Annotated in this window: 21 protein-coding genes; 9 read left to right on the forward strand and 12 right to left on the reverse strand. The window is 36.3% G+C overall.

The features are described 5' to 3' along the window. Nucleotides 1-18 precede the first annotated feature (18 nt). Nucleotides 19-1,188, reverse strand: coding sequence for a M28 family peptidase (locus ACP3T3_RS03455; protein ID WP_426478534.1), 1,170 nt, complete (start codon nucleotides 1,186-1,188; stop codon nucleotides 19-21). A gap of 242 nt (nucleotides 1,189-1,430) precedes the next feature. Further along, nucleotides 1,431-2,612 carry a M28 family peptidase gene (locus ACP3T3_RS03460; protein WP_426478535.1) on the reverse strand — a complete coding sequence of 394 codons (1,182 nt, stop codon included), beginning with the start codon at nucleotides 2,610-2,612 and terminating at the stop codon, nucleotides 1,431-1,433. Nucleotides 2,613-2,856: 244 nt separating this feature from the next. Here ACP3T3_RS03460 and ACP3T3_RS03465 point away from each other — a divergent pair, with 244 nt between their 5' ends. Continuing rightward, nucleotides 2,857-3,264: a GNAT family N-acetyltransferase gene (locus ACP3T3_RS03465; RefSeq protein ID WP_426478536.1), complete on the forward strand. Its 408-nt coding sequence runs from the start codon at nucleotides 2,857-2,859 to the stop codon at nucleotides 3,262-3,264. A gap of 92 nt (nucleotides 3,265-3,356) precedes the next feature. Here the strand turns inward: ACP3T3_RS03465 and rplT are convergent, their stop codons facing one another. Then, the gene (gene rplT / locus ACP3T3_RS03470) at nucleotides 3,357-3,701 is read right to left on the reverse strand and encodes a 50S ribosomal protein L20 (RefSeq protein ID WP_426478537.1); all 345 of its coding nucleotides are present in this window, start codon (nucleotides 3,699-3,701) and stop codon (nucleotides 3,357-3,359) included. Nucleotides 3,702-3,819: 118 nt separating this feature from the next. After that, nucleotides 3,820-4,017, reverse strand: coding sequence for a 50S ribosomal protein L35 (gene rpmI / locus ACP3T3_RS03475; protein WP_034694453.1), 198 nt, complete (start codon nucleotides 4,015-4,017; stop codon nucleotides 3,820-3,822). 385 nt (nucleotides 4,018-4,402) lie between these two features. Between rpmI and ACP3T3_RS03480 the strand changes: the two genes are divergently transcribed. Together ACP3T3_RS03480 and ACP3T3_RS03485 are read left to right on the forward strand one after the other, a co-directional pair. Continuing rightward, nucleotides 4,403-6,613 (forward strand): ATP-binding protein, encoded by a 2,211-nt coding sequence (locus tag ACP3T3_RS03480; protein WP_426478538.1) that lies wholly within the window; start codon nucleotides 4,403-4,405, stop codon nucleotides 6,611-6,613. Nucleotides 6,614-6,615: 2 nt separating this feature from the next. Further along, complete coding sequence (locus ACP3T3_RS03485) at nucleotides 6,616-7,245, forward strand: response regulator (protein ID WP_426478539.1); 630 nt, start codon at nucleotides 6,616-6,618, stop codon at nucleotides 7,243-7,245. A gap of 68 nt (nucleotides 7,246-7,313) precedes the next feature. On the opposite strand, the gene ACP3T3_RS03490 is transcribed toward ACP3T3_RS03485, so the two are convergent. Further along, nucleotides 7,314-7,880 (reverse strand): hypothetical protein, encoded by a 567-nt coding sequence (locus tag ACP3T3_RS03490; RefSeq protein ID WP_426478540.1) that lies wholly within the window; start codon nucleotides 7,878-7,880, stop codon nucleotides 7,314-7,316. Between the two features lie 208 nt (nucleotides 7,881-8,088). Here ACP3T3_RS03490 and ACP3T3_RS03495 point away from each other — a divergent pair, with 208 nt between their 5' ends. Beyond that, nucleotides 8,089-8,649: a hypothetical protein gene (locus ACP3T3_RS03495; RefSeq protein ID WP_426478541.1), complete on the forward strand. Its 561-nt coding sequence runs from the start codon at nucleotides 8,089-8,091 to the stop codon at nucleotides 8,647-8,649. Nucleotides 8,650-9,052: 403 nt separating this feature from the next. Here the strand turns inward: ACP3T3_RS03495 and infC are convergent, their stop codons facing one another. Next, nucleotides 9,053-9,553, reverse strand: a complete 501-nt coding sequence (gene infC / locus ACP3T3_RS03500; RefSeq protein ID WP_185097810.1) for a translation initiation factor IF-3 — start codon at nucleotides 9,551-9,553, stop codon at nucleotides 9,053-9,055. A gap of 169 nt (nucleotides 9,554-9,722) precedes the next feature. Next, nucleotides 9,723-11,642, reverse strand: a complete 1,920-nt coding sequence (gene thrS / locus ACP3T3_RS03505) for a threonine--tRNA ligase (RefSeq protein ID WP_426478542.1) — start codon at nucleotides 11,640-11,642, stop codon at nucleotides 9,723-9,725. A gap of 243 nt (nucleotides 11,643-11,885) precedes the next feature. Between thrS and ACP3T3_RS03510 the strand changes: the two genes are divergently transcribed. Next, on the forward strand, nucleotides 11,886-12,860 hold the full coding sequence (locus ACP3T3_RS03510) for a dipeptidase (protein WP_426478543.1): 975 nt from the start codon (nucleotides 11,886-11,888) through the stop codon (nucleotides 12,858-12,860). A gap of 294 nt (nucleotides 12,861-13,154) precedes the next feature. On the opposite strand, the gene ACP3T3_RS03515 is transcribed toward ACP3T3_RS03510, so the two are convergent. Next, complete coding sequence (locus ACP3T3_RS03515) at nucleotides 13,155-14,699, reverse strand: hypothetical protein (protein WP_426478544.1); 1,545 nt, start codon at nucleotides 14,697-14,699, stop codon at nucleotides 13,155-13,157. A gap of 148 nt (nucleotides 14,700-14,847) precedes the next feature. Between ACP3T3_RS03515 and ACP3T3_RS03520 the strand changes: the two genes are divergently transcribed. The 4 genes from ACP3T3_RS03520 (at nucleotide 14,848) to leuB (ending at nucleotide 19,360) form a co-directional block, all read left to right on the forward strand. Next, complete coding sequence (locus tag ACP3T3_RS03520; RefSeq protein WP_426478545.1) at nucleotides 14,848-16,011, forward strand: 2-isopropylmalate synthase; 1,164 nt, start codon at nucleotides 14,848-14,850, stop codon at nucleotides 16,009-16,011. A 29-nt stretch (nucleotides 16,012-16,040) separates the two neighbouring features. Then, on the forward strand, nucleotides 16,041-17,429 hold the full coding sequence (leuC, locus tag ACP3T3_RS03525) for a 3-isopropylmalate dehydratase large subunit (protein WP_426478546.1): 1,389 nt from the start codon (nucleotides 16,041-16,043) through the stop codon (nucleotides 17,427-17,429). Between the two features lie 217 nt (nucleotides 17,430-17,646). Continuing rightward, a complete protein-coding gene (leuD, locus tag ACP3T3_RS03530; protein WP_426478547.1) occupies nucleotides 17,647-18,255 on the forward strand; it encodes a 3-isopropylmalate dehydratase small subunit in 609 nt (202 codons plus the stop codon). Further along, on the forward strand, nucleotides 18,236-19,360 hold the full coding sequence (gene leuB, locus ACP3T3_RS03535) for a 3-isopropylmalate dehydrogenase (protein ID WP_426478548.1): 1,125 nt from the start codon (nucleotides 18,236-18,238) through the stop codon (nucleotides 19,358-19,360). The genes leuD and leuB overlap by 20 nt, the downstream gene beginning before the upstream one ends. A gap of 89 nt (nucleotides 19,361-19,449) precedes the next feature. Here the strand turns inward: leuB and ACP3T3_RS03540 are convergent, their stop codons facing one another. The 4 genes from ACP3T3_RS03540 to ACP3T3_RS03555 form a co-directional block, all read right to left on the reverse strand. Continuing rightward, on the reverse strand, nucleotides 19,450-19,638 hold the full coding sequence (locus ACP3T3_RS03540) for a hypothetical protein (RefSeq protein ID WP_426478549.1): 189 nt from the start codon (nucleotides 19,636-19,638) through the stop codon (nucleotides 19,450-19,452). Nucleotides 19,639-19,709: 71 nt separating this feature from the next. Further along, on the reverse strand, nucleotides 19,710-20,315 hold the full coding sequence (locus ACP3T3_RS03545; RefSeq protein ID WP_426478550.1) for a DUF4230 domain-containing protein: 606 nt from the start codon (nucleotides 20,313-20,315) through the stop codon (nucleotides 19,710-19,712). A gap of 3 nt (nucleotides 20,316-20,318) precedes the next feature. Then, nucleotides 20,319-20,882 carry a TlpA family protein disulfide reductase gene (locus ACP3T3_RS03550; RefSeq protein WP_426478551.1) on the reverse strand — a complete coding sequence of 188 codons (564 nt, stop codon included), beginning with the start codon at nucleotides 20,880-20,882 and terminating at the stop codon, nucleotides 20,319-20,321. Between the two features lies 1 nt (nucleotide 20,883). After that, nucleotides 20,884-21,351: a hypothetical protein gene (locus ACP3T3_RS03555; protein ID WP_426478552.1), complete on the reverse strand. Its 468-nt coding sequence runs from the start codon at nucleotides 21,349-21,351 to the stop codon at nucleotides 20,884-20,886. Between the last annotated feature and the right edge of the window lie 169 nt (nucleotides 21,352-21,520).

A 21,520-nucleotide genomic window follows, 5' to 3' on the forward strand; every position in this document is an offset into this window, starting at 1 on the left:
CTTGGAATCTCAAGATATTTATCTTTCAATCATAATATTCTTTACAAGAGTCTCGTCACCTGCTTTCAAAACTCCGATATACACTCCGTTCTGAAGTCCTGAAACATCAATATTTCTTTCGTTATTTACTTTCAGCAACGATCTTCCCATAGAATTGCTGATTTCAAAGCTGAAATTCGTTTCTTTAAAATCTGGAAGCTCAATATTGAGAACATTACTGGCTGGATTAGGATAAATTTTTACGGCTTCCAATGAGTTTTTAGAAGCAGGTTTGCTCATGGTAGAAGAGGCCGCTGCAAAATGCTGTAATGCTCCTACGGTAGCTTTTCCGATATTATAAACATACACAGGATCCATATTGGTAAAGGTATCTTTGGAGGAGTGCGGGTAAGTGCTTCTTATTCTTTCAAAAAAACCGGTGATGATTTCACCTTTCTGCTCAAAAGGAATATAATCGGTATCTTCTGCCGGATCCACAGCTGTCTGAAGAGGAGAGTAGAGTGCCGTGCAGTTTCTAAGCTGCTGGGTTACTGCCGCAGAGGCCGCATTATTGCTCGAAAGACCTCCCTGATCTTCATCACAATAGACGGTGTTATTGTTATTTCCTTTCACACCACCTACCTGATCCAGATTGAAAACAAGTTTGATATCCAGTTTACGGACGCCGCCCTGATATACAACATTATTCACGTAGTGGCTGCTTCCTCTCAGTCCTTGTTCCTCACCGGAAAAATGGATGAATTTTATAGAATATTCGGTCGGAACATTTCTCAGAATTCTTGCCGCTTCGAGAATAATAGAAGTTCCGCTGCCGTTATCATTCACTCCCGGACCATAAATGGTATCAAAATGCCCGCAAATAATGACATATTTATTAGGGTAAAGTGTTCCGGTTTTGGTAATGATTAAATTTTTTGAACTTGTGCTTCCGAAAGTAAAAGGGCTTTCTACAATCTGGCTGGCTGTGTAACCATAAGAAAGGTACTTGTTTTTGATCCAGTTCATCGTATTGACATTGGCTTGTGAACCGGTAGTTTTTACTCCCAAACTGGCAAAATCCTGAAGATTTGCCGTAATATTTGCCTGGGTAACCATATCCGCTCTGTCTTTATAAGCCTGGATAAAACTTTGTGCCACTATACTCTGCATCATCAGTGCAGTGCATAAAAGTGTTGTGAATTTTTTCATATTATGATATTATTTGGTACACGAATGTAGTAAATAAATCACAATAAGGTGTTTAATATTTTAAAATAAATTGAAATTTATTATGAGTATCATATCAATAATCCGGAATGCTTTGCAAATGCTTCAATGTTAATACTGATAAAAATTAAAACCTCTGAATCGCTTCAAAGGTTTTCTCTTTAATATGTTTTATTGTAAATTATTTTTGAATGAAAATTCAATTAAGAATACCTGGCCGGGCATTATTTATTAATAATTATTTTTTTTGTTGTATTTCCTTTTTCTGTTTTAATGGTAAAGGTATAAACGCCGTTTTTTAACCCTGAAGTGTTTATTTTTTCCTGGTTTTCAAGGGCTAGAACAGTGTTGCCTGCCATATCGTTTATCTCAATGTTGAATTGCTTTACTTTTTGCTGAAACTCTACCGTAACAAGATTTTGGGCAGGATTAGGGTAAATTCTGACGGCTTCCCCGGATTTTTGTACAGATGATTCGTTTGTGCTTAGCAGGTTATTGTTTGTAGAAGCAACGGCAAAATGCTGTAAGGCTCCCACAGCCGCTTTTCCTACATTAAAAACATATACAGGATCCAGATTGGCAAAAGTATCACTTACGGTATGCTGATTATTACTTTCAATAGTTTCATAAAATCCGGTAATGGTATATCCTTTGGCTTCAAAAGGTATATAATCAGAATTATAGGCGTAAGAAAGATTGGTCTGAAGAGGAGAATAAAGCGTAGTGCAGGCCATCAGTTCCTGTGTTACAGCATTAGAGGCTGTATTGTTAGATGATACACCGCCTGTATCTCTTTCACAGGTAATCGTATTGTTATTATTTCCTATCAGGCCTCCTACCTGGTCGATATTTAAAACAAGTTTGATATCCAGAACTCGGGTGTTTCCCTGATAAGCCACATTATCTACATAATGGCTGCTTCCTACAAGGCCCTGTTCTTCCCCTGAAAAATGGATAAACTTGATAGAATATTCTGTAGGAACATCTTTCAGGATCCTTGCGGCTTCAAGAATAATGGAAGTTCCGCTGCCATTATCGCTTACCCCGGCCCCTACAATCGTATCATAATGCCCACAGATGATAACATATTTGTTAGGATAAAGTGTCCCGGTTTTAGTGATGATTAAGTTTTTTGATGTATTGCCTGCATAGGTGAAAGTATCTTCTGAAAGGTCGGCTGCGGTATATCCGTAGGACAGGTATTTGCTTTTAAGCCAGTCCAAAGCATTATTATTAGCTGTTGTACCTGTTTTTTTAACACCCAGCCCTGCAAAATCCTGAAGATTTGTATTGATATTGGTTTGAGTAACCATATCCGCTCTGTTTTTATAAGCTTGAATAAAACTCTGTGCACTCATATTTTGCAGTGCCATACAGGTGAATAAAAAAGCTGTAACTTTTTTCATTTTGATACTTTCTTTAGAGATTGCTAATATAATAATAAATCATCATTTATTATTGGCAATAAAGCGAACTAACATAGATTCACGTATTTTTTTGATAATTATATGACTTTTATATAATTTGTTATTATACCAGTCTGGCATGTATTTACTGAGTCGCTTCCAAGATGATTTTTTTTAAAAATTAGAACAGGTTTAATAATTGGTATTCAGGAAATATATAAATTTGAGCATTAGCATACATACTATGAAAGATATCATTTATAAAATAAATACAGGTATTGAAATGGATACAATTATTAAGTTATTGTATGATTCTGATTATTTACCGTTAATTGATATGACTGACCGAAAGCGCCTGCATAAGATGTTTGAAAATGCTGATATTATTGTTTCTGCCTGGGATGAAAATAAACTGGTGGGAATTGCACGCTCATTATGCGATTTTAGTTACTGTTGTTATCTTTCGGATATTTGTGTACACAAAAGCTATAGAAATCATGCTATTGGCAAAAAATTAATTGAAATAACAAAAGAAACAGCTGGCAAAGAGTGTAAACTAATTTTACATTCAAATTCAGATGCTGCAGGATTCTATCAAAAAATTGGAATGCAGAACATTGCAGAGGCATTTATACTGCAAAGGGAATATTAAAGTAAAGAAAGCCCCTGTCAGTTTCAGATGTAAGCAACAAAAAAATCCCGGGAAAACCCGGGACTTATATTGATAACAAAATCTATTCTACATTATTTTACTTGATCTACAACAGCTTTGAAAGCTTCAGGATGATTCATTGCTAAATCTGCTAAAACTTTTCTGTTAAGTTCGATGTTGTTCTTTTTAAGAGCTCCCATAAATTGAGAGTAAGACATTCCGTGCTCTCTAGTTCCCGCGTTGATACGAGTGATCCAAAGTGCTCTGAAATTTCTCTTTTTCTCTTTTCTACCACGGTAAGCATATTGCATTGCTTTTTCTACCGCGTTTTTAGCTACAGTCCAAACGTTCTTTCTTCTTCCGAAGAAACCTTTAGCGTGCTTAAAAATTTTCTTTCTGCGAGCTCTTGAAGCTACGGCATTTACTGATCTTGGCATAATTTAAATTGTTTTTTTTGAAAAGGGCGGCAATTGTCTTACTCTTATAGGCTCCGTTTCAGGGTTAAAATTGTGAATTTGTTTGAATTCTTATAAACCGAATATAGATTTATAAAAACTACTTAATTGCTAATTGACGTTGAACGCTTTTCTCATCCACTTTAGCTACGTAAGAAGTAGAAGTAAGATTTCTCTTCTGCTTAGTTTCTTTCTTAGTTAAGATGTGGCTTTTGTAAGCGTTTTTTCTTTTGATCTTACCTGTTCCGGTAAGAGCAAAACGTTTCTTAGCACCTGATTTCGTTTTTAATTTTGGCATTGTTCTGCTTTTTTATTGTTTTTGTTATCAATATCTGTTTATGGTTTCCTAAGACATTAGGAATAATAGTGTGCAAAATTACGAAAAAAAAGTGATACATGAAAAGAAATTTTAATGTACATCAATAGGGCAGGTATAGATGTCCGATTTGAATGGCAAACCCCCTATAATTTCTATTCTCTATAATATTGATCTGACAAATTAAATTCATGGTGAACTTTTGGTGATCGGATTATAAAGGCAATAGACACACAGAAGGAAAGACCAGCCATTTTGTGATGAATGAAAGTCCTTCTTTAGCCGTAGAAAAAGGCATAGAAATCTATTAACCGTATTTATTTATATTTACGTTTTTAATAATATTAAAACTACTAAAGATAAGGGTTTGATAAACAGGTTACTATTTTTATTTACTTTACTTATTTGTCCGTTTTTTGTTCAGGCGCAGGATGTTTTAAGCAAATTGGAAAGGGAATACAGCCAGACTTCAAATAATATAACGGAGCAGCTCAGTCTGACTCCCAGATACGCTACTGCCTTATTTTTTCATAACCTGAAACCTCAATCCTATCAGATTTTAAAAAACGGCATTTCCATGGCAGTCAAACAGAATGATGGAAAATACGCCACCATTTTATATGCTGTGCAGGCTATGAACTACCGGCTTGATAATAAAGCTGCTGAATCTTTGAAAAGCCTCGATATGGCAAGGGTTTATAGCTCAAAAACGAATAGTAATGAGGCTAAAGGCTACTATCACTATGCAAAAGGCTGGATTCTGACACGTAATAATCAAGCGACAGAAGCGGTTGCCGCCTATCTGAAAGCTATAGATTATTACGAAAACTCGCCGATCACTTCCACGCTGTACGGGAGATTTGGCAATGCAGCCAAAGAATTGTCCACCATTTATTCTAACCTCAATGAATATCAGCTGGAAGAAAAATACAGTAAGCAGTTTTTGTTATTAGCATCTAAACAAAATGATCCTAACCTGCTCTTCGATGCGTATATGCGTATGGGGTACGTATATGAACAAAAATACACCCAACAGGCATCAAATACTGAGTTCAGAAATAAAGCAGAGCAATATTATCTGCAGGCGATCGCGACTTTTAATAAAAATAAAAATGCAATGCTTAACAGGAGCAGCCTTTCATATGCTGCCATCAATTTGGCTAATTTGTATACTGATTTTGATAGGGATAAAGCAATGCAATATGCCAGGCTGGCCAATACTGTAAGCCTGGAAATAGGAGATGCCATTCATATTGCTTCGTCATTTGGAATCCTGGCAGAATTGGCCATCCAGGATAAAAATTATGACTTAGCCAAGTCTTATTTTCTGAAAGCCTCCATGGAAATTGAAAAAAGTCCGGTAAGAGATCATAATATAGAATTGTCTATTCTTGAATCTTTATCCAGGATAAGCGAAGAACAAGGGAATTATAAAGAAGCACTCACTTATTATAAACGCTATGTTGATCAATATAAAAGTGTTTACGATCAGGAAAAACTGGATATTACCAAAAGACTGGAATCTCAGTTTGATAAAGAACGGCAGGAACAGAAATATATAAAGCTGCAGCTTGAAAGTGATAAGAAAGCACAGGAAATTAAATTAATCAACATACTCCGGGCACAACGTGAACAGGTGTATAACAATTTAAAGCTGGTGGAAGAAAATCAGCGTGAGCGACTGAAATTCTCAGAACTTGAATCCGAGAAAAAAGAACAGCAGCTTCGTTTGGCAAAACTAGAAACCCGGCAGAAAAATAATGATATCAACAACTTTAAAAAGCTTCTGGCATTCAAAGAAAAGATCAATACCTACTATATATTTTTTATCGTCTTTTTCATTGTTTTGATTCTGCTGTTGCTGTATGCCTATAAACAGCGTGCTAAGTCTATGAAGCAAAGCGATGAATTGCATGCTTTAGCCCTGGAAAAAGAAAAACAGAACTCAAAAATATCCACGCTTACCGCATTGCTGGAAGGGCAGGAGCAGGAGCGTGGCCGCTTGGCCCGGGACCTTCATGACGGATTGGGAGGCCTGCTTTCCGGAACCAAGCATCAGCTGTCCTATTTAAATCCTCATCAATCCGAAAATATAGAGGAAGGAATTTCAAAATCAATAGATCAGATCGACGGTGCTGTAGAAGAGTTAAGACGTGTAGCGCATAATTTAATGCCTGATTTATTAATGAAATACGGCTTGGAAGCAGCCATTAAGGAGTTTGCTTCCCGCATTTCCAATTCCGCATTAGAAATCCATACGGAATTTATCAACTACAGCAATTCCATATCACAGGAAAAACAATTGATCATTTACAGAATTATTCAGGAATTGGTCAACAACGCTATAAAACATGCCCATACTTCCGAAATTATTGTTCAGATAAGTGAAGAAGAAAATGTAATAAACCTTACGGTAGAGGATAACGGTAAAGGTTTTGACCGTCAAAGTTTAGATGTGAGAAAAACAGCCGGTTTTCATAATATAGAATTAAGAGTACAGTTTTTAAAAGGATCGATGAATATCATTTCCGAATTGAATATCGGTACCAGTATAGAACTTCAAATCCCTATTCATTAAACATGATAAAAGTAGCCATAACAGATGATCATCCACTTCTCTTAGAAGGACTGAAGAATATTTTAGGAAACAGTGATACCATAGATGTTGTAAATTGTTTCAGAAACGTTTCAGAAATGAATGCAGGCCTTGCAAAAGAAGATATCGATATTTTGTTGCTGGATATCAATCTGGCAGACATCAACAGTACTGAACTTATAAAGCCTTTAAAGAAAAAGCACGGAAATCTCCGGATTATTATCCTGAGTGTTCACAATGAACTGCCTGTAATTAACAGCACGTTGGCCGAGGGCGCTTTGGGATATATTCAAAAGAATGCTTCAGTGTCTGAGATCCTTGAAGGCATTACGGCAGTATATGAAGGGAATCGTTTTTTATGCTCACAAACCCGGGCGGTTCTGGAGAAAAAACAGGCAGACGGATTACATCAGGTTCCCAGGTTGACCCGAAGAGAAAAGGAAATTCTCGGGGAAGCAGCGAAAGGCCTTACCACCAATCAAATGGCAGAAAAACTTTTTATCAGCCCACACACCGTAGAAAGCCACAGGAAAAATCTCATTGAAAAATTCCAGACCTCCAACCTTAGCTCTGCCATAAAACTGGCTATAGAATACGGTTTGATCATCGAGTAAAATAAAAGGCCTGCTTTCATATGGAAGCAGGCCTTTTTTATATAATCAAATAATTGGGTGTGTACTCATTAATCCCTGAATTTCAGCGCGGCCTGGAATAGGTTTTTCTTTCCTGTCAGATCATATTCGTCATTATATACGGGCTTGTACATTAGTAAATAAACACTGCCGTCAAAATCTTTTAAATTGATTGGTTGATCTGTCATAATATCATAAAACCTTGTAACAGTACGTGTTGCAGACCATTGTTTTATATTGCCTTTAGGATTTTTATCGAATCTATGATCTTTTGCATCTGTATAATACCAATATGAAGGCGCAGAGTCCATCAGAAACAGTTCTTTGTCTTTGTTGTATAACTCCTCAGCCATACCCGTATTCTGAAACCACGGAACCTCGGTATTGAAAATCCCCACAGCTCCTGCATAAATATCCTTATTCGTAGTGGCCCCAACTAAAAAGCCCTCCAGGTTGACAGAGGTAATTTCAAACAGGAAAGCAGATTTCTTCAGTTCATAAACATCATTCACCGGCTGAATCACTTTTCCATCCTGTTTTATAACTACTTTTAACGATTGTGCGAAAGTCATAAAACTCAGTAAACAAAAAAGGGTTGTTAGACTTAATTTTTTCATTGTATCTCTTTATAAATAATTGCAGCAAAGATATTAGACTTTTTCACTGCACGCACTGGCTGATTTCAGGGGTTTTTTGATATGAAAAAATAATGATAATCTCCGTTTGATACAGATAATAAATACCTGAAAACCGGGATATGTTGAATGGTATATTTTTTACAATTTTGCAAAAGATAAATTAAGACTGTAAATTTTTTTAATAGAGATGAAAAATGTAATAATCAGCTGTTCAGCTGTACTCGTTTTGCTGGCATCCTGTTCACCTGCTACAGAAAAAAAAGTGAACAGCGCAGCTTCCACAGAGGTAAAAACAGATACTTCCGCTGCATCCGGTCCGGTAAAGAATCATATCCCGGAAGCTGTTATACCAGGTGATTTTTCAGCACTCGTTCCTATTGATCTATTGGATAGTAAAAGTACAAATGTATACGAAAAATACGGCATAGAGTTCTCAGGTAACTGTTATTCATGTGATCTGGCAGGCTTATCCATCACAAAAGATAAAATGATATGGACTAATATCTGCGATGAAAAGGACACTTTTAAAATTGATGTTTTCTCATGCTTTACCGAAGGAAATAAAACTATTATTAAAACATCAGAAAGAAAATATATCTTAACTCAAATCGATAAAGCACCTGTTTACGAGTTGCTTATAGAAGGTGAAAAGCTGAAATTAAATAATAAAAGAATATCAAGATATTTTACCACCAAAAAAACACTGCCTCTCTTTAAGGAGCATGACTGTGGTGATTTTGAAGGATAATACAATCTTATTTAGAAACTGACAGTTGGTCCGGGGGGAGGATAATATGGAGTTGCAGGGCAGTCATATAAGTTGGGAGAGAATCCTTAGTTATTAAAAAAGTGTACATTTAAAATGATTTGCTTGTATAAAAACACAAAATAATATAGAATCATTTTACTTGTAAAGCAGGCTATATATTGATATAAGTTTAGAAGGAGTCAGTAAGATTGATTTCATTTTTGCACCTTTATAATATAGCATCAGATACCATGAAACTTACATTTGCATGAGTCAGATTCCCAACTTCGACGCTTGATCCGGATCAGCTTTTTTTTAGATCTTCTATACCCTTTCCATGAAAACTTCACTATAAAAAAACCTCAAATTACTTTGAGGTTTTTATATTAAAATAATGACTTAATTATTTTGCTGGTTTTTTAGGACTCATCATCATAATCATCCTTTTTCCTTCAAGCTTAGGCAGCTGGTCTACTTTACCTACGTGCTCTAATTCCTGAGCAAGTTTTAAAAGCAGGATTTCTCCCTGGTCTTTAAAGATAATCGAACGTCCTTTAAAAAATACGTAGGTTTTCAGTTTAGAACCTTCTTCAAGGAATTTTTCAGCATGCTTCTTTTTGAATTCATAATCATGGTCATCAGTCTGAGGTCCGAAACGGATCTCTTTTACTACCACTTTTACCTGCTTAGCTTTAAGTTCCTTCTGTTTTTTCTTTTGCTCATATAAGAATTTTTTATATTCTAATATTCTTGCAATAAAAGGTTCTGCTTTATCAGAAATTACTACTAAATCCAATTCCTGATCTGCAGCAATCTGTCTTGCTTTATCAATTGGATAAATTCCTGGCTCTACGTTATCGCCCACCAAACGAAGCTCTCTCACACGAATTTTATCGTTGATCAAGTGTAAGTCCTCTTGTACCGGACGTCTTTGTGGGCCCCTGTTGTTAAATCTTTGTGCTATTGTATTATAATTTTATTGGTTAATTACTAATTTAATTGATTTAAATATTTAAAGATTCCATTAATTCTTTAATCTTATCTTTGAATCCTTCAATCTTTTAATTTAAAATTTATATGGCTGCTTCTTTTTTGAAGTAAGCAACGAAATCTTCCAGCTTCATCACTCCAAGATCTCCTTCACCACGTCTTCTTACAGAAATCGTGCCTTCTTTCTCTTCATTTTCTCCCACTACAAGCATGAATGGAATTTTTTTCAATTCAGCATCACGGATCTTTTTACCTGTCTTCTCGTTTCTGTCATCAATCTGACCGCTAATATCGTGATTTTCCAAAAATTGTGAAACTTTTTTTGAATAATCTACATATTTTTCACTGATCGGTAGAATAATAAACTGATCTGGGCTTAGCCATAGCGGGAAATCTCCTGCGGTGTTTTCCAGCAAAATAGCGATGAAACGCTCCATAGAACCGAAAGGTGCTCTGTGGATCATTACCGGTCTGTGCTTTTCGTTATCATTTCCGATATAATGAAGATCAAATCTTTCCGGAAGGTTATAATCTACCTGAATGGTTCCGAGCTGCCATTTTCTTCCTAAGGCATCTTTCACCATGAAATCCAGCTTAGGGCCGTAAAATGCAGCTTCTCCGTATTCAACTACCGTTTTTAAACCTTTCTTTTCAGCAGCATTGATGATCGCACTTTCTGCTTTCTCCCAGTTTTCATCAGACCCGATATATTTTTCTCTGTTTTCAGGATCTCTTAATGATACCTGGGTTACAAAATCTTCAAAACCCAGAGATTTGAAAACATAAAGCGTTAAATCAATTACTTTTTCAAATTCTTCAGAAAGCTGGTCCGGAGTACAGAAAAGGTGGGCATCATCCTGAGTAAATCCACGAACTCTTGTTAAACCGTGAAGCTCTCCACTTTGCTCATATCTGTATACGGTACCGAACTCTGCATATCTCTTAGGCAGATCCCTGTAGCTCCATTGTGAAGTTTTATAGATTTCACAGTGGTGGGGACAGTTCATTGGCTTCAGCAAAAATTCTTCTCCTTCATTCGGAGTTTTAATAGGCTGGAAGCTGTCTGCTCCATATTTATCCCAGTGTCCTGAAGTTACATACAGTTCTTTTGCCCCGATATGTGGAGACATTACAAATTCATAACCTCCTTTTTTCTGGGCATCAGAAAGGAAATTCTCCAGTTTTCTTCTTAAAGCAGTTCCTTTTGGCAGCCAAAGTGGTAACCCGGCACCTACTTTTTCAGAAAATGCAAAAATACCAAGTTCTTTACCTAATTTTCTGTGGTCTCTTCTTTTTGCTTCTTCCAATCTTTCAAGATATTCAGTAAGATCTTTCTGTTTAGGGAAAGAAATACCATATACTCTTGTCAATTGAGGGTTCTTTTCATTACCTCTCCAGTAAGCTCCTGCTGCATTTAAAATTTTAACCGCTTTTACAATCCCTGTATTCGGAATGTGTCCGCCACGGCATAAGTCTGTGAAATTATCATGCGTTACAAAAGTGATTTCTCCGTCATTAAGATTGGAGATCAGTTCCACTTTGTAAGGGTTATCTGCATATGTTTTTAAAGCATCTTCTTTAGAAACCGGATAAAGAGAGAAGGTAGAACCTTTCTTAGCGTTTTCTAAGATCTTTTTTTCAATCTTTTCAAAATCTTTTTCAGATAAGTTTTCGTCTCCGAAATCCACATCATAATAGAATCCGCTTTCAATAGCAGGACCGATGGTCAGCTTAGCATTAGGATAAAACTCAAGGATTGCCTGCGCCAAAAGGTGGGCCGAAGAATGCCAGAAAGCTTTCTTTCCAAGATCATCATTCCAGGTCAAAAGCTGTACCGTAGAATCCGTGGTTATAGGTGTGGTTGTTTCTACTTGTTTGTCATTAACGATTGCGGAAATGGTGTTTCTAGCCAATCCCTCGCTTATAGATTTTGCCACATCTAGGGGCGTAACTGCTCCTTCGAATTCTTTGACACTATTGTCTGGAAGTGTAATTTTTATCATTGTTTACTAAGAAATTTTAAGATGCAAAAATACGCATTTTTTAGATAAAATACTATATTAGCCTATATTTTAGAATGAGAATTAATATTAAAATGAAAAAGAGACTGATCATTTTCGTATAGCTGAATTTCATATTTCATTTTTCACAGAAAAATACGTTAACGTTTTTATTCTTTGTAATTATAATAGTAAGCATCTTGTTCTTTCTGTAAGTCTTTATAAACAAATAAATTATAATTTAATATGAATGCTATAAATGTAGATCTGCACTGCGATTTATTATGCTATTTACTGCAGCCCGGCTCATTAACTGATGATAAAGAGCTTGGCTGTTCACTTCCTTATTTACAGGAAGGAAATGTAAAGCTCCAGGTGATGGCTATATACTCGGCAACAGGAGACAACAGTACGGTTTATGGAGCAAAACAGAGCGAAATATTTTCTGATCTCCTGCAGAATGAAAGTTTTTTCTTATTTGACGGTGAAAACTATAAAAATCCTGAGAACAAAGATAAAGTAGGAATAATTGCTTCCATTGAAAACGCATCCGGCTTTTGTGGCGAAGATGATACTCTGGAAACTGGTTTTAAAAATTTGGAGGCAATCATTGAAAAAACACAGCGGATTCTTTATCTCGGAATAACCCACCATACTGAGAACCGCTTTGGAGGAGGAAACTATTCTGATGCCGGACTGAAACATGACGGAAAAATCCTGCTTGATTATATTTCAGAAAAGAATATCGCTATTGACCTGGCTCATACCAGTGATCAGCTTGCCTATGGGATTCTTAATTATATAGATCAGAGAAACTACAGAATTCCTGTTTTGGCAAGTCATTCTAACTACAGACATGTACATGATAAAAAAAGAAACCTTCCTGATGAACTGGCAAAAGAAGTTATTAAAAGAAAGGGATTAATAGGGCTCAATTTTATCCGCAACTGTGTAGATGAGAAAAATCCCGAAATATTATATGAACATATTCAGTACGGCCTTGATCTGGGTGCAGAAGATGCTGTTGCGTATGGTGCAGATTTTTTCTTTTGCAAAAACCATCCTGATAAAACCCGCCATCCTTTTTTCTTTCAGGGATATGATGATGCGTCTGCTTTCAATATGATCAATAAAGAAATTGAAAAACGCTTCTCATCCGGACTGGCAGAAAAAATCAGCCATAGAAATGCCTTGAATTTTATAAAGGATATGTATAAATAAAAACATTCTTGTCTGATTAAATCAAAGTATAATTAACAGGTCGCTCCTCCGGAGCTATAATTTTATAACAAATATGCCCTGTTAACAGTTAGCTCCTATTGGAGCTGGATTTGATCCCATCGGGATCTACTGTTAATAGAAAAAATGACATACCTTTAAAAATAAAGCTCCCTAGGAGCGACCTGTTAATATCTGAATCTGTAAGATTATATAAAAAAATGGTTCGTTTGATGTTTTACTTTACATTAAATAAAATATGATAAAATATTGTAAATTAGGTTTGTGAATTTTTATTTAATGTTTTCTTTTGTACTTTACTTTCTGCTTGATAATCTCAATAACGTCTACATGCTGAACTTTAGATTTGATCCATCCATGAATATCAATATAGAATAATGACCTTCTGTAATATTCATTGTTCGAAAACTCTTCCAGCTTGTTATTAAAACTTTCAAATGCTTTCTGTCTCTTATCCAATATCTGATTATTAAGGTTTTTGAAAAACTGGATGCTCTCAAAGTGGAACTCCTCCGGTTTCTTCATTTTCTTAGCAAACTTCAACGTGGATGCAATAAATTCATCATAATCTTCATCCTTTCCGGATTCATATTTTGCCATTAAAATCAAAATCCGCGTATGGAACAGCAGATCTTCCTGTACATTCCCTTTAGATTCTATTATCCTCATAGCATACTCAATAGACTTTTCGAACATTTTACTGCCGAAGAACATGGCCGCCATTTTAAGGTAGAGAATCATAAAATGGTGTTCATCAATTCTTTCTCTGAGTTTATCCATTTTTAATTCCACTTCAGGAATAAGTTTTGTTCCGGTAAAAAATTCTCCTTTTACAAAGTGGATATTCATCAGTGTATTGTACCGAGTAAGGAAAATAAGGGACTGAAGATTCTCATTCTGAACGAAGTTTTCCGCATGCACCATTGTATTAAAATTCTGGAAATATTTCTCCAGCATATCAATATTGCCATACAAAAACAGAATTTTCAGCAGATAAGTATTTCCTTTAATATACCAAACCGGATGGCTGTAGATCATTTCAGGTTTCTTATGAAAAAGATCTACCCACTGATAAGCATATTTTAACGTGTATTTATAATCCTGCAGCAGCTGGTTTTTCCACACGTGAGCTTTATAATACCATAGTTTTTCAGTGAAATTCAGTTTTTCAGGATTGATGTTTTTAATTTCAGCATTGAAAATATCCATGACTGCCTGTCGGTCTGTATCATTCTTTACATAGCCGTGGGTAAGCATTTCACTGTATAATTTAAGGGAAAGATTAGATAATTTTGTAGTATAGCGGTTCTGCCTGCTGATCTCCTGGGATTGCCTGATAAGTTCTTCGGCCCGTCCTTCAATACTTCGTGTAATAAATTGTGATTCAATTACTTTTTCAAGATCAATGATTTCCGAAGCAATACTTTTCTCATCCAGTTCCAGTGCGGTCTGCTTGGTCTTATCCAATATTTTTAAAGCCTGCTTATAAAGCCCTTTCTGGTAGAGAATATTGGCAAAATCCAACTGTTCACGAAGCTGGATTCTGTAATTCTGGTGACTCGGGTTCATACGGAGACTCACCAGGATCTGTTTGTAAAGATGGGCTTTAAGGTTGGAAAGCTGCTGTTTTGTGGAGATTTTTTTCTCAATAATAATACTTTCATCATATTCCTTCATCTTATCCATTTCGGAAAATAACAATAGAAATTTGGCATCTACGTTAATTCCAAGACGGTTTACATACAGCTTAAACTGTCGTTTTTCAGAGGTGGTCAATGACTTTACCAATACAAACAAAAAATCTTTCTGCAATTCTGCCATTGTAAATTTTTATAAATTAAAATACTGATTAATAGATAAGTATGATTGTTTTTTCAACTGTTGAATATTGTAATTTTCAGGAAAAGTGAAAATAAAAAAATAATGCAAGCAGTAGTTTTGAATCAAAATTAAGTAAAAAACTTCACTTATGAGTTCTGAGAAAATTGAAATTTTTGATACCACACTGAGAGATGGGGAGCAGGTTCCGGGATGTAAATTAAATACGGAACAAAAACTGGTTATTGCAGAAAAGCTTGATGAGCTGGGGATTGATATCATTGAAGCAGGGTTTCCGATTTCCAGTCCCGGAGATTTTGAGTCTGTTTCAGAAATTTCAAAGCTTGTGAAAAATGCTAAGGTATGCGGACTGACAAGGGCGAATAAGAAAGACATCGACACCGCAGCAGAAGCGCTGAAGTTTGCCAAAAGACCAAGAATACACACCGGTATCGGAACTTCCGACTCTCATATTAAATACAAATTCAACTCCACAAGAGAAGAGATTATTGAAAGGGCTGCAGAAGCAGTAAGATATGCGAAAACTTATGTGGAAGATGTAGAATTTTATGCTGAAGATGCCGGAAGAACAGATAATGAATACCTGGCAAGAGTCTGCGAGGCAGTTATCAAAGCAGGAGCTACTGTTCTGAATATCCCTGATACAACAGGATATTGTCTTCCGGAAGAATATGGCCAGAAAATAAAATACCTGAAAGAAAATGTAAAAGGAATTGAAAAGGCTGTGCTTTCATGCCATTGCCACAATGATCTTGGACTGGCTACTGCCAATTCTATTTCCGGAGCCATCAACGGTGCCCGCCAGATTGAATGTACAATCAATGGATTAGGAGAAAGAGCAGGCAATACAGCCTTGGAGGAAGTCGTCATGATCTTAAAACAGCATAAAGACCTGAACCTGTACACCAATGTCAATTCCAGAATGCTCAATGAAATGAGCAGTATGGTGTCTGATCTGATGGGAATGTCCGTGCAGCCCAACAAAGCTATTGTAGGAGCCAATGCCTTTGCACACAGTTCAGGAATTCATCAGGATGGGGTAATTAAGAACAGGGAAACTTATGAAATCATTGATCCTGCGGAAGTAGGAGTGAATGCCTCTTCGATTGTTCTTACTGCCAGAAGCGGGCGTTCAGCATTAGCTTACCGTTTTAAGCATATCGGTTATGAAGTGACCAAAAATGAACTTGACTATCTGTATCAGGAGTTTTTGAAGATCGCTGACCTCAAAAAAGAAATAGACAACAATGATCTGAGTATGATGATGGACTCTTTCAGCAGAAAAATAGGATAGGTTTGATTTAAATCAAAATAAAGTAAAAAATGAAAAGCAGTAAAAAGACACTTTTTGATAAAGTTTGGGATGCGCATGTAGTAGAAACCATTCCTGACGGACCTCAGATCATTTATATAGACAAACATCTTATTCATGAGGTAACCAGTCCTCAGGCTTTTGCAGAGCTGGAGTCCAGAAATCTGGAAATATTCAGGCCGGAACAGATTGTGGCAACAGCGGATCATAATGTACCCACTTTGCATCAGGAACAGCCTATCCGGGATGAGCTTTCAAGGAATCAGGTAGAACAGCTTACAGAAAACTGTAAGAAAAATAATATTGAACTTTTCGGACTGGGACATCAGTACCAGGGTATTGTTCATATCATCGCTCCGGAATTAGGGATTACCCAGCCCGGAATGAGCATTGTCTGCGGTGACAGCCACACGTCTACCCATGGAGCATTTGGATCTATTGCTTTTGGAATCGGAACAAGCCAGGTCGCTCAGGTATTTGCAAGCCAATGTCTGCTGCTGAACAAGCCAAAATCTATGAGAATTACCGTTAATGGAACACTGAATGAAAATGTTCAGCCGAAAGATGTGATTCTTTATATCATTTCAAAAATAGGAACAGACGGCGGAACCGGATATTTCTGTGAATATGCAGGGAATGTGTTTGAGGAAATGTCAATGGAAGGAAGAATGACAGTCTGCAACATGAGCATTGAAATGGGTGCCAGAGGAGGAATGATTGCTCCCGATGAAACGACTTTTGAATATGTAAAAGACCGGAAATTTGCTCCTGAAGGTGAAGACTGGAATGAAAAAACAGCGTACTGGAAAACCCTGAAGACCGATGAAGGTGCTGTATTTGATAAGGAACTCAGTTTTGATGCTTCGGATATCTATCCGATGATTACTTATGGTACCAATCCGGGAATGGGTATTTCAATCCGGGAAGTTATTCCGGCGCCGCAGAATGAATCTGAAGAGAAAGCATTGAAATATATGGGACTGGAAGCCGGACAGACAGTTAACAGTATCAAGGTTAATTATGTTTTCATAGGCAGCTGTACCAATGCAAGAATAGAAGATTTCCGTTCTGCAGCCCAGTATATTAAAGGGAAAAGCAAATCAGAAGCGGTGAAAGCACTGATTGTTCCAGGCTCCCAACAGGTGGTTAAGCAGATTTATGAGGAAGGTTTGGATAAAATATTCAATGATGCAGGATTTCAGATCCGTCAGCCGGGATGTTCGGCATGTCTGGCGATGAATGATGATAAGATCCCTGAAGGGGAATATTGTGTTTCCACTTCCAACAGAAATTTTGAAGGCAGACAGGGACAAGGTTCAAGAACGATTCTTGCCAGTCCGCTTACTGCAGCAAAAGCAGCTATAGAAGGTAAAATCTCAGCTTTTGAAAGCTTAAACTAAAAAGGAACTTAACCACAAAGACACAAAAGATGATAATACTTAAGTAAGAAGAAGGTTCCATCTGGTTGCAGAACAAGAGTACGTAAGCTTTTTGAAAATCTTTGATTTTTATCCTTATGTAAACTTCTTATATGAAATTTCTTTAAATGAAGAGGAGCCTAAAAAGTAAAAAGCTTTTGTGCCTTTTGTGGTTCTAAGTCTAAACAATATAGAATACATGCAAAAATTAGTTGTTTTAAAATCCCGCGCAGTTCCATTGCCGGCAGAAAATATAGATACGGACCAGATTATTCCGGCAAGATTCCTGAAAAGTATAGACAGAAAAGGTTTCGGGGAAAATCTCTTCAGAGACTGGAGGTTTAATATGCATACAGGAGAACCGAATGCTGACTTTGTTTTAAACAATCCTAAATTCAGTGGTGAAATTCTTGTTGCTGGAAACAATTTTGGTTGTGGCAGCAGCAGGGAACATGCCGCCTGGGCATTAACAGATTATGGATTTAAAGTTATTATTTCGAGTTATTTTGCCGATATCTTTAAAGGAAATGCCCTGAACAACGGCCTTCTTCCTGTAAAAGTTTCCGAAGGATTTTTAAAAGAAATTTTAGAAGGAATCAACGAAAATCCTGATAATGAAATTGCCATTGATGTTGAATTGCAATCTGTCAGTTTTAAAGATACCACAGAGACTTTTGAAATCGATTCTTACAAAAAAATATGCCTGTTGAACGGTTATGATGATATTGATTTTTTAATCAGCAGAAAGCAGACGATCACAGAATTTGAATTAAAAACACAAAAAGCAAATGAGCGACAATTATTTTAAAATCGCGGTTCTTCCAGGAGACGGGATCGGGCCGGAAATCATCAGTGAAAGCATTAAAATATTAGATGCTATTGCTGAAGCTTTTCAATGTAAATTCCATTTTAACTATGGATTAATCGGTGCAGAAGCTATTTTCAAAACAGGAAATCCTTTGCCTGAAGAAACCCTAAAAATCTGTAAAGAATCTGATGCAGTGCTTTTCGGAGCTATTGGCGATCCGGTTTTTGATAATAATCCGGAAGCAAAAGTAAGACCTGAACAAGGATTATTGAAACTTCGTAAAGAACTGGGATTGTTTGCCAATATCCGTCCATTGAAAACATATCCGTCATTGATTGATAAAAGTCCCTTGAAAAGAGAAATTATTGAAGGTGCAGATATCCAGATTTTCAGAGAACTGGTAAGCGGAATTTATTTTGGCGAAAAATTTACAGATCCGGAAGGAGCTTATGCCTATGATGTGTGCAAATACAGCCGCGAAGATATTATTCCGATTGCACATATGGCGTTTCAGGAAGCTCAGAAAAGAAAGAAAAAGCTTACGCTTATTGACAAAGCCAATGTTCTGGATACGTCAAGATTGTGGAGAAAAACCTGTCAGGAAATAGCACCCGAATATCCTGATGTACAGCTTGATTATATGTTTGTAGACAACGCTGCCATGCAGCTGATCCTTAATCCTAAGCATTTTGATGTTATCCTGACCGAAAATATGTTTGGAGATATTATTTCAGATGAAGCAAGTGTGATCGGAGGTTCTATCGGGCTGCTGCCATCTGCATCGGTAGGAGAGAAGAATGCCTTGTTTGAGCCTATTCATGGATCTTATCCACAGGCGAAAGGCAAAGGAATTGCCAATCCTGTGGCTTCTATTTTAAGTGTTGCCATGATGCTGGATCATCTTAATCTGCAGACTGCAGCCGAAAAACTGAGACAATCTGTAGAACATGCCATTGAAAACAAATATGTTACGATTGATCTTAATTCCAAGCAGTATTACTCAACGAGTGAAGTGGGAAGTTTTATTGCCGATCATATCCGGTATTCCGAAAAGTCCTATTACAATTTTGAAAATATCAGGATCGGAAAGTCAACCATTGTATAGAAACAAAAGTTCAGTTAGATAGTTAGAACGAAAAGTTCCGTCTCAAATGAGGCGGAACTTTTCATTTTTTAAATTATAAATAATTTTTATTATTTTGATTTTGTATTATCCGTTTTTCCTGATTTATTTTTGGAAGACTTTTGAACATCTTCTTTATCAATATCAGGTGGATTGGTCTTTTTCGAAGCTGCAGGAATATCCTGAAAATCCTGATTTTGCTTTTGGGTCTCTGCGGTATTGGCAGATTCTTTCTTTTTGGTGTTTCCTTTTGAATCCATGACTTTAAATTTTAATTTCAAGAATATGGATATTATCATTCAAAGTGTTTGCCAAACGGAAATATTTTATCCTAAAGTCCTAAAACACCAATTTTTCCGGTTTTGTCTTCTACTTCATAATGCAATGCCTTGGCCAAAACAAAAATATTATTCAGGTTTTCCATCAGCTGTTTGCGGCCTTCGTTTCTCAGCTGATTCTGGTCAATTGATTTTTCCGCCGTTTCTTTAGCTTTCTGTGTAACATTTTTAATGTCTTTTTCAGAAATTCTGTTAATGAAAGAATCATCCAGCGATTGAATTTCAACGCTCGGGGTAATTCTTATTTCAGCATCAGGAAGCTCGGTAATGATCAGTTTTTTATTGATGGAATCTACTTCGATCTTCATTTTATTGAGATCATAAGAAACCTGTGCATTGGTCTTGGTATAAGTAATAATGCTGTTGCTGGAAACTTCTTTCCCAAAAACTTCATAACCCATTTTGGTTTTCTGCATGCTGGAGGTATTCTGTTCCATCACCACCATCTTATTCATCTTGGAAATCTGATTGGTCAGAATATAATAATCCGACTGTTCAGTTTTAGTTCCAAGGTTCAGACAAGACTTCAGGCCAAAAAACAGAAGTACCATAGCGCCGGCACCGGCTGCGAAGGACAATATTGTTCTATAATTTCTCAAAATCTATTTAAAAATTTCTTTAATGACAGACGAATCATTCTTTTTAAGAATTTCAACTAAATCTCTTTCAATATACCCTGTAGTAGGCATTTCTATAATTCTGCCCAATTCTTTTCCATATCTTTTCACGATAATGGTAGGTACTTTCTGAAGATTGTAAAGACTTTCATCCCCTGTAGGAGATTCTTTCTTACGGTTTACAGCAATAATATTTAATTTATTTTCCGGATAATTTACGGCTTCCAATATTTTCATCAGTCTTGGAAAATCCCTGTGGCTGTCTTCACACCATGTCCCCATGAAAACAATGATATCATACGTGCCGATCTTCTCTTTTTTTAATTCACTGACTGCTTTTTGGTCAAGAACATACTCATCATGCTCTTTTACATACCAATCTGCATAAGGAGCTTTTAAAAACTGCTCTTTCAGTTGGTTTCCCAAAAGCATTTTGCCATCTTTCTGAGTTTCAACCTCACGGTTTACCACTACTTTTTGAGCACTTAGCTGTTGTGCAGCTAAAAATAAGCTTGAAAAGGCAATAATATTGGTAATAAATTTTTTCATATTATTTCTCGATAATTGATTTTAAATCAGCAGGAGAGTAGTATTTGTTTTTCAATACCTTATGATCTGCCTGTCTGTAAACGTTAAATTTTTCTCCCGACTTTTCATAAAAAGATTCTACTTCCTTTTCTTTGTAAAATTCAACAGTTTCCTTCGCCTGCTCTTCATTATCACATGCCTTCGACATATTGGAGCGCTGAACTTCGTTGAATAGCTCTACAAATTTGCTGCCAAGTCCGAATTCCAGTACAGCACCACTTAAAACATACTGAAGATCACATAAAGCATCAGCAATTTCTACAATATTATGATCTGCAATGGCCTGCTTCAGTTCATTTAATTCTTCCTGTAAAAGCTCCACTCTCAGATTACATCTTTCCGGAGAAGGGATTTGTGGGGTATCTAAAATAGGGGCTTTGAAAGTAGTATGGAATTCTGCTACTTGGTTCAGACTATCAATTTTATCCATGAATTTTTTTATTTTCACAAAGATAGAAAAGGATTTCTAAAATGTGAAATGTACAGGACTAAATGTGTGAATAAAGAATTGGTGAAAATTTTTCAAAACAAAATTTAATCTGCAAAAATCAATAAAACCACAACTATAAAAATTGTGGTTTTATTTTGAAATATTTTAA

The organism is Chryseobacterium sp. CBSDS_008, assembly GCF_049959325.1.
Taxonomy (GTDB): Bacteria; Bacteroidota; Bacteroidia; order Flavobacteriales; family Weeksellaceae; genus Chryseobacterium.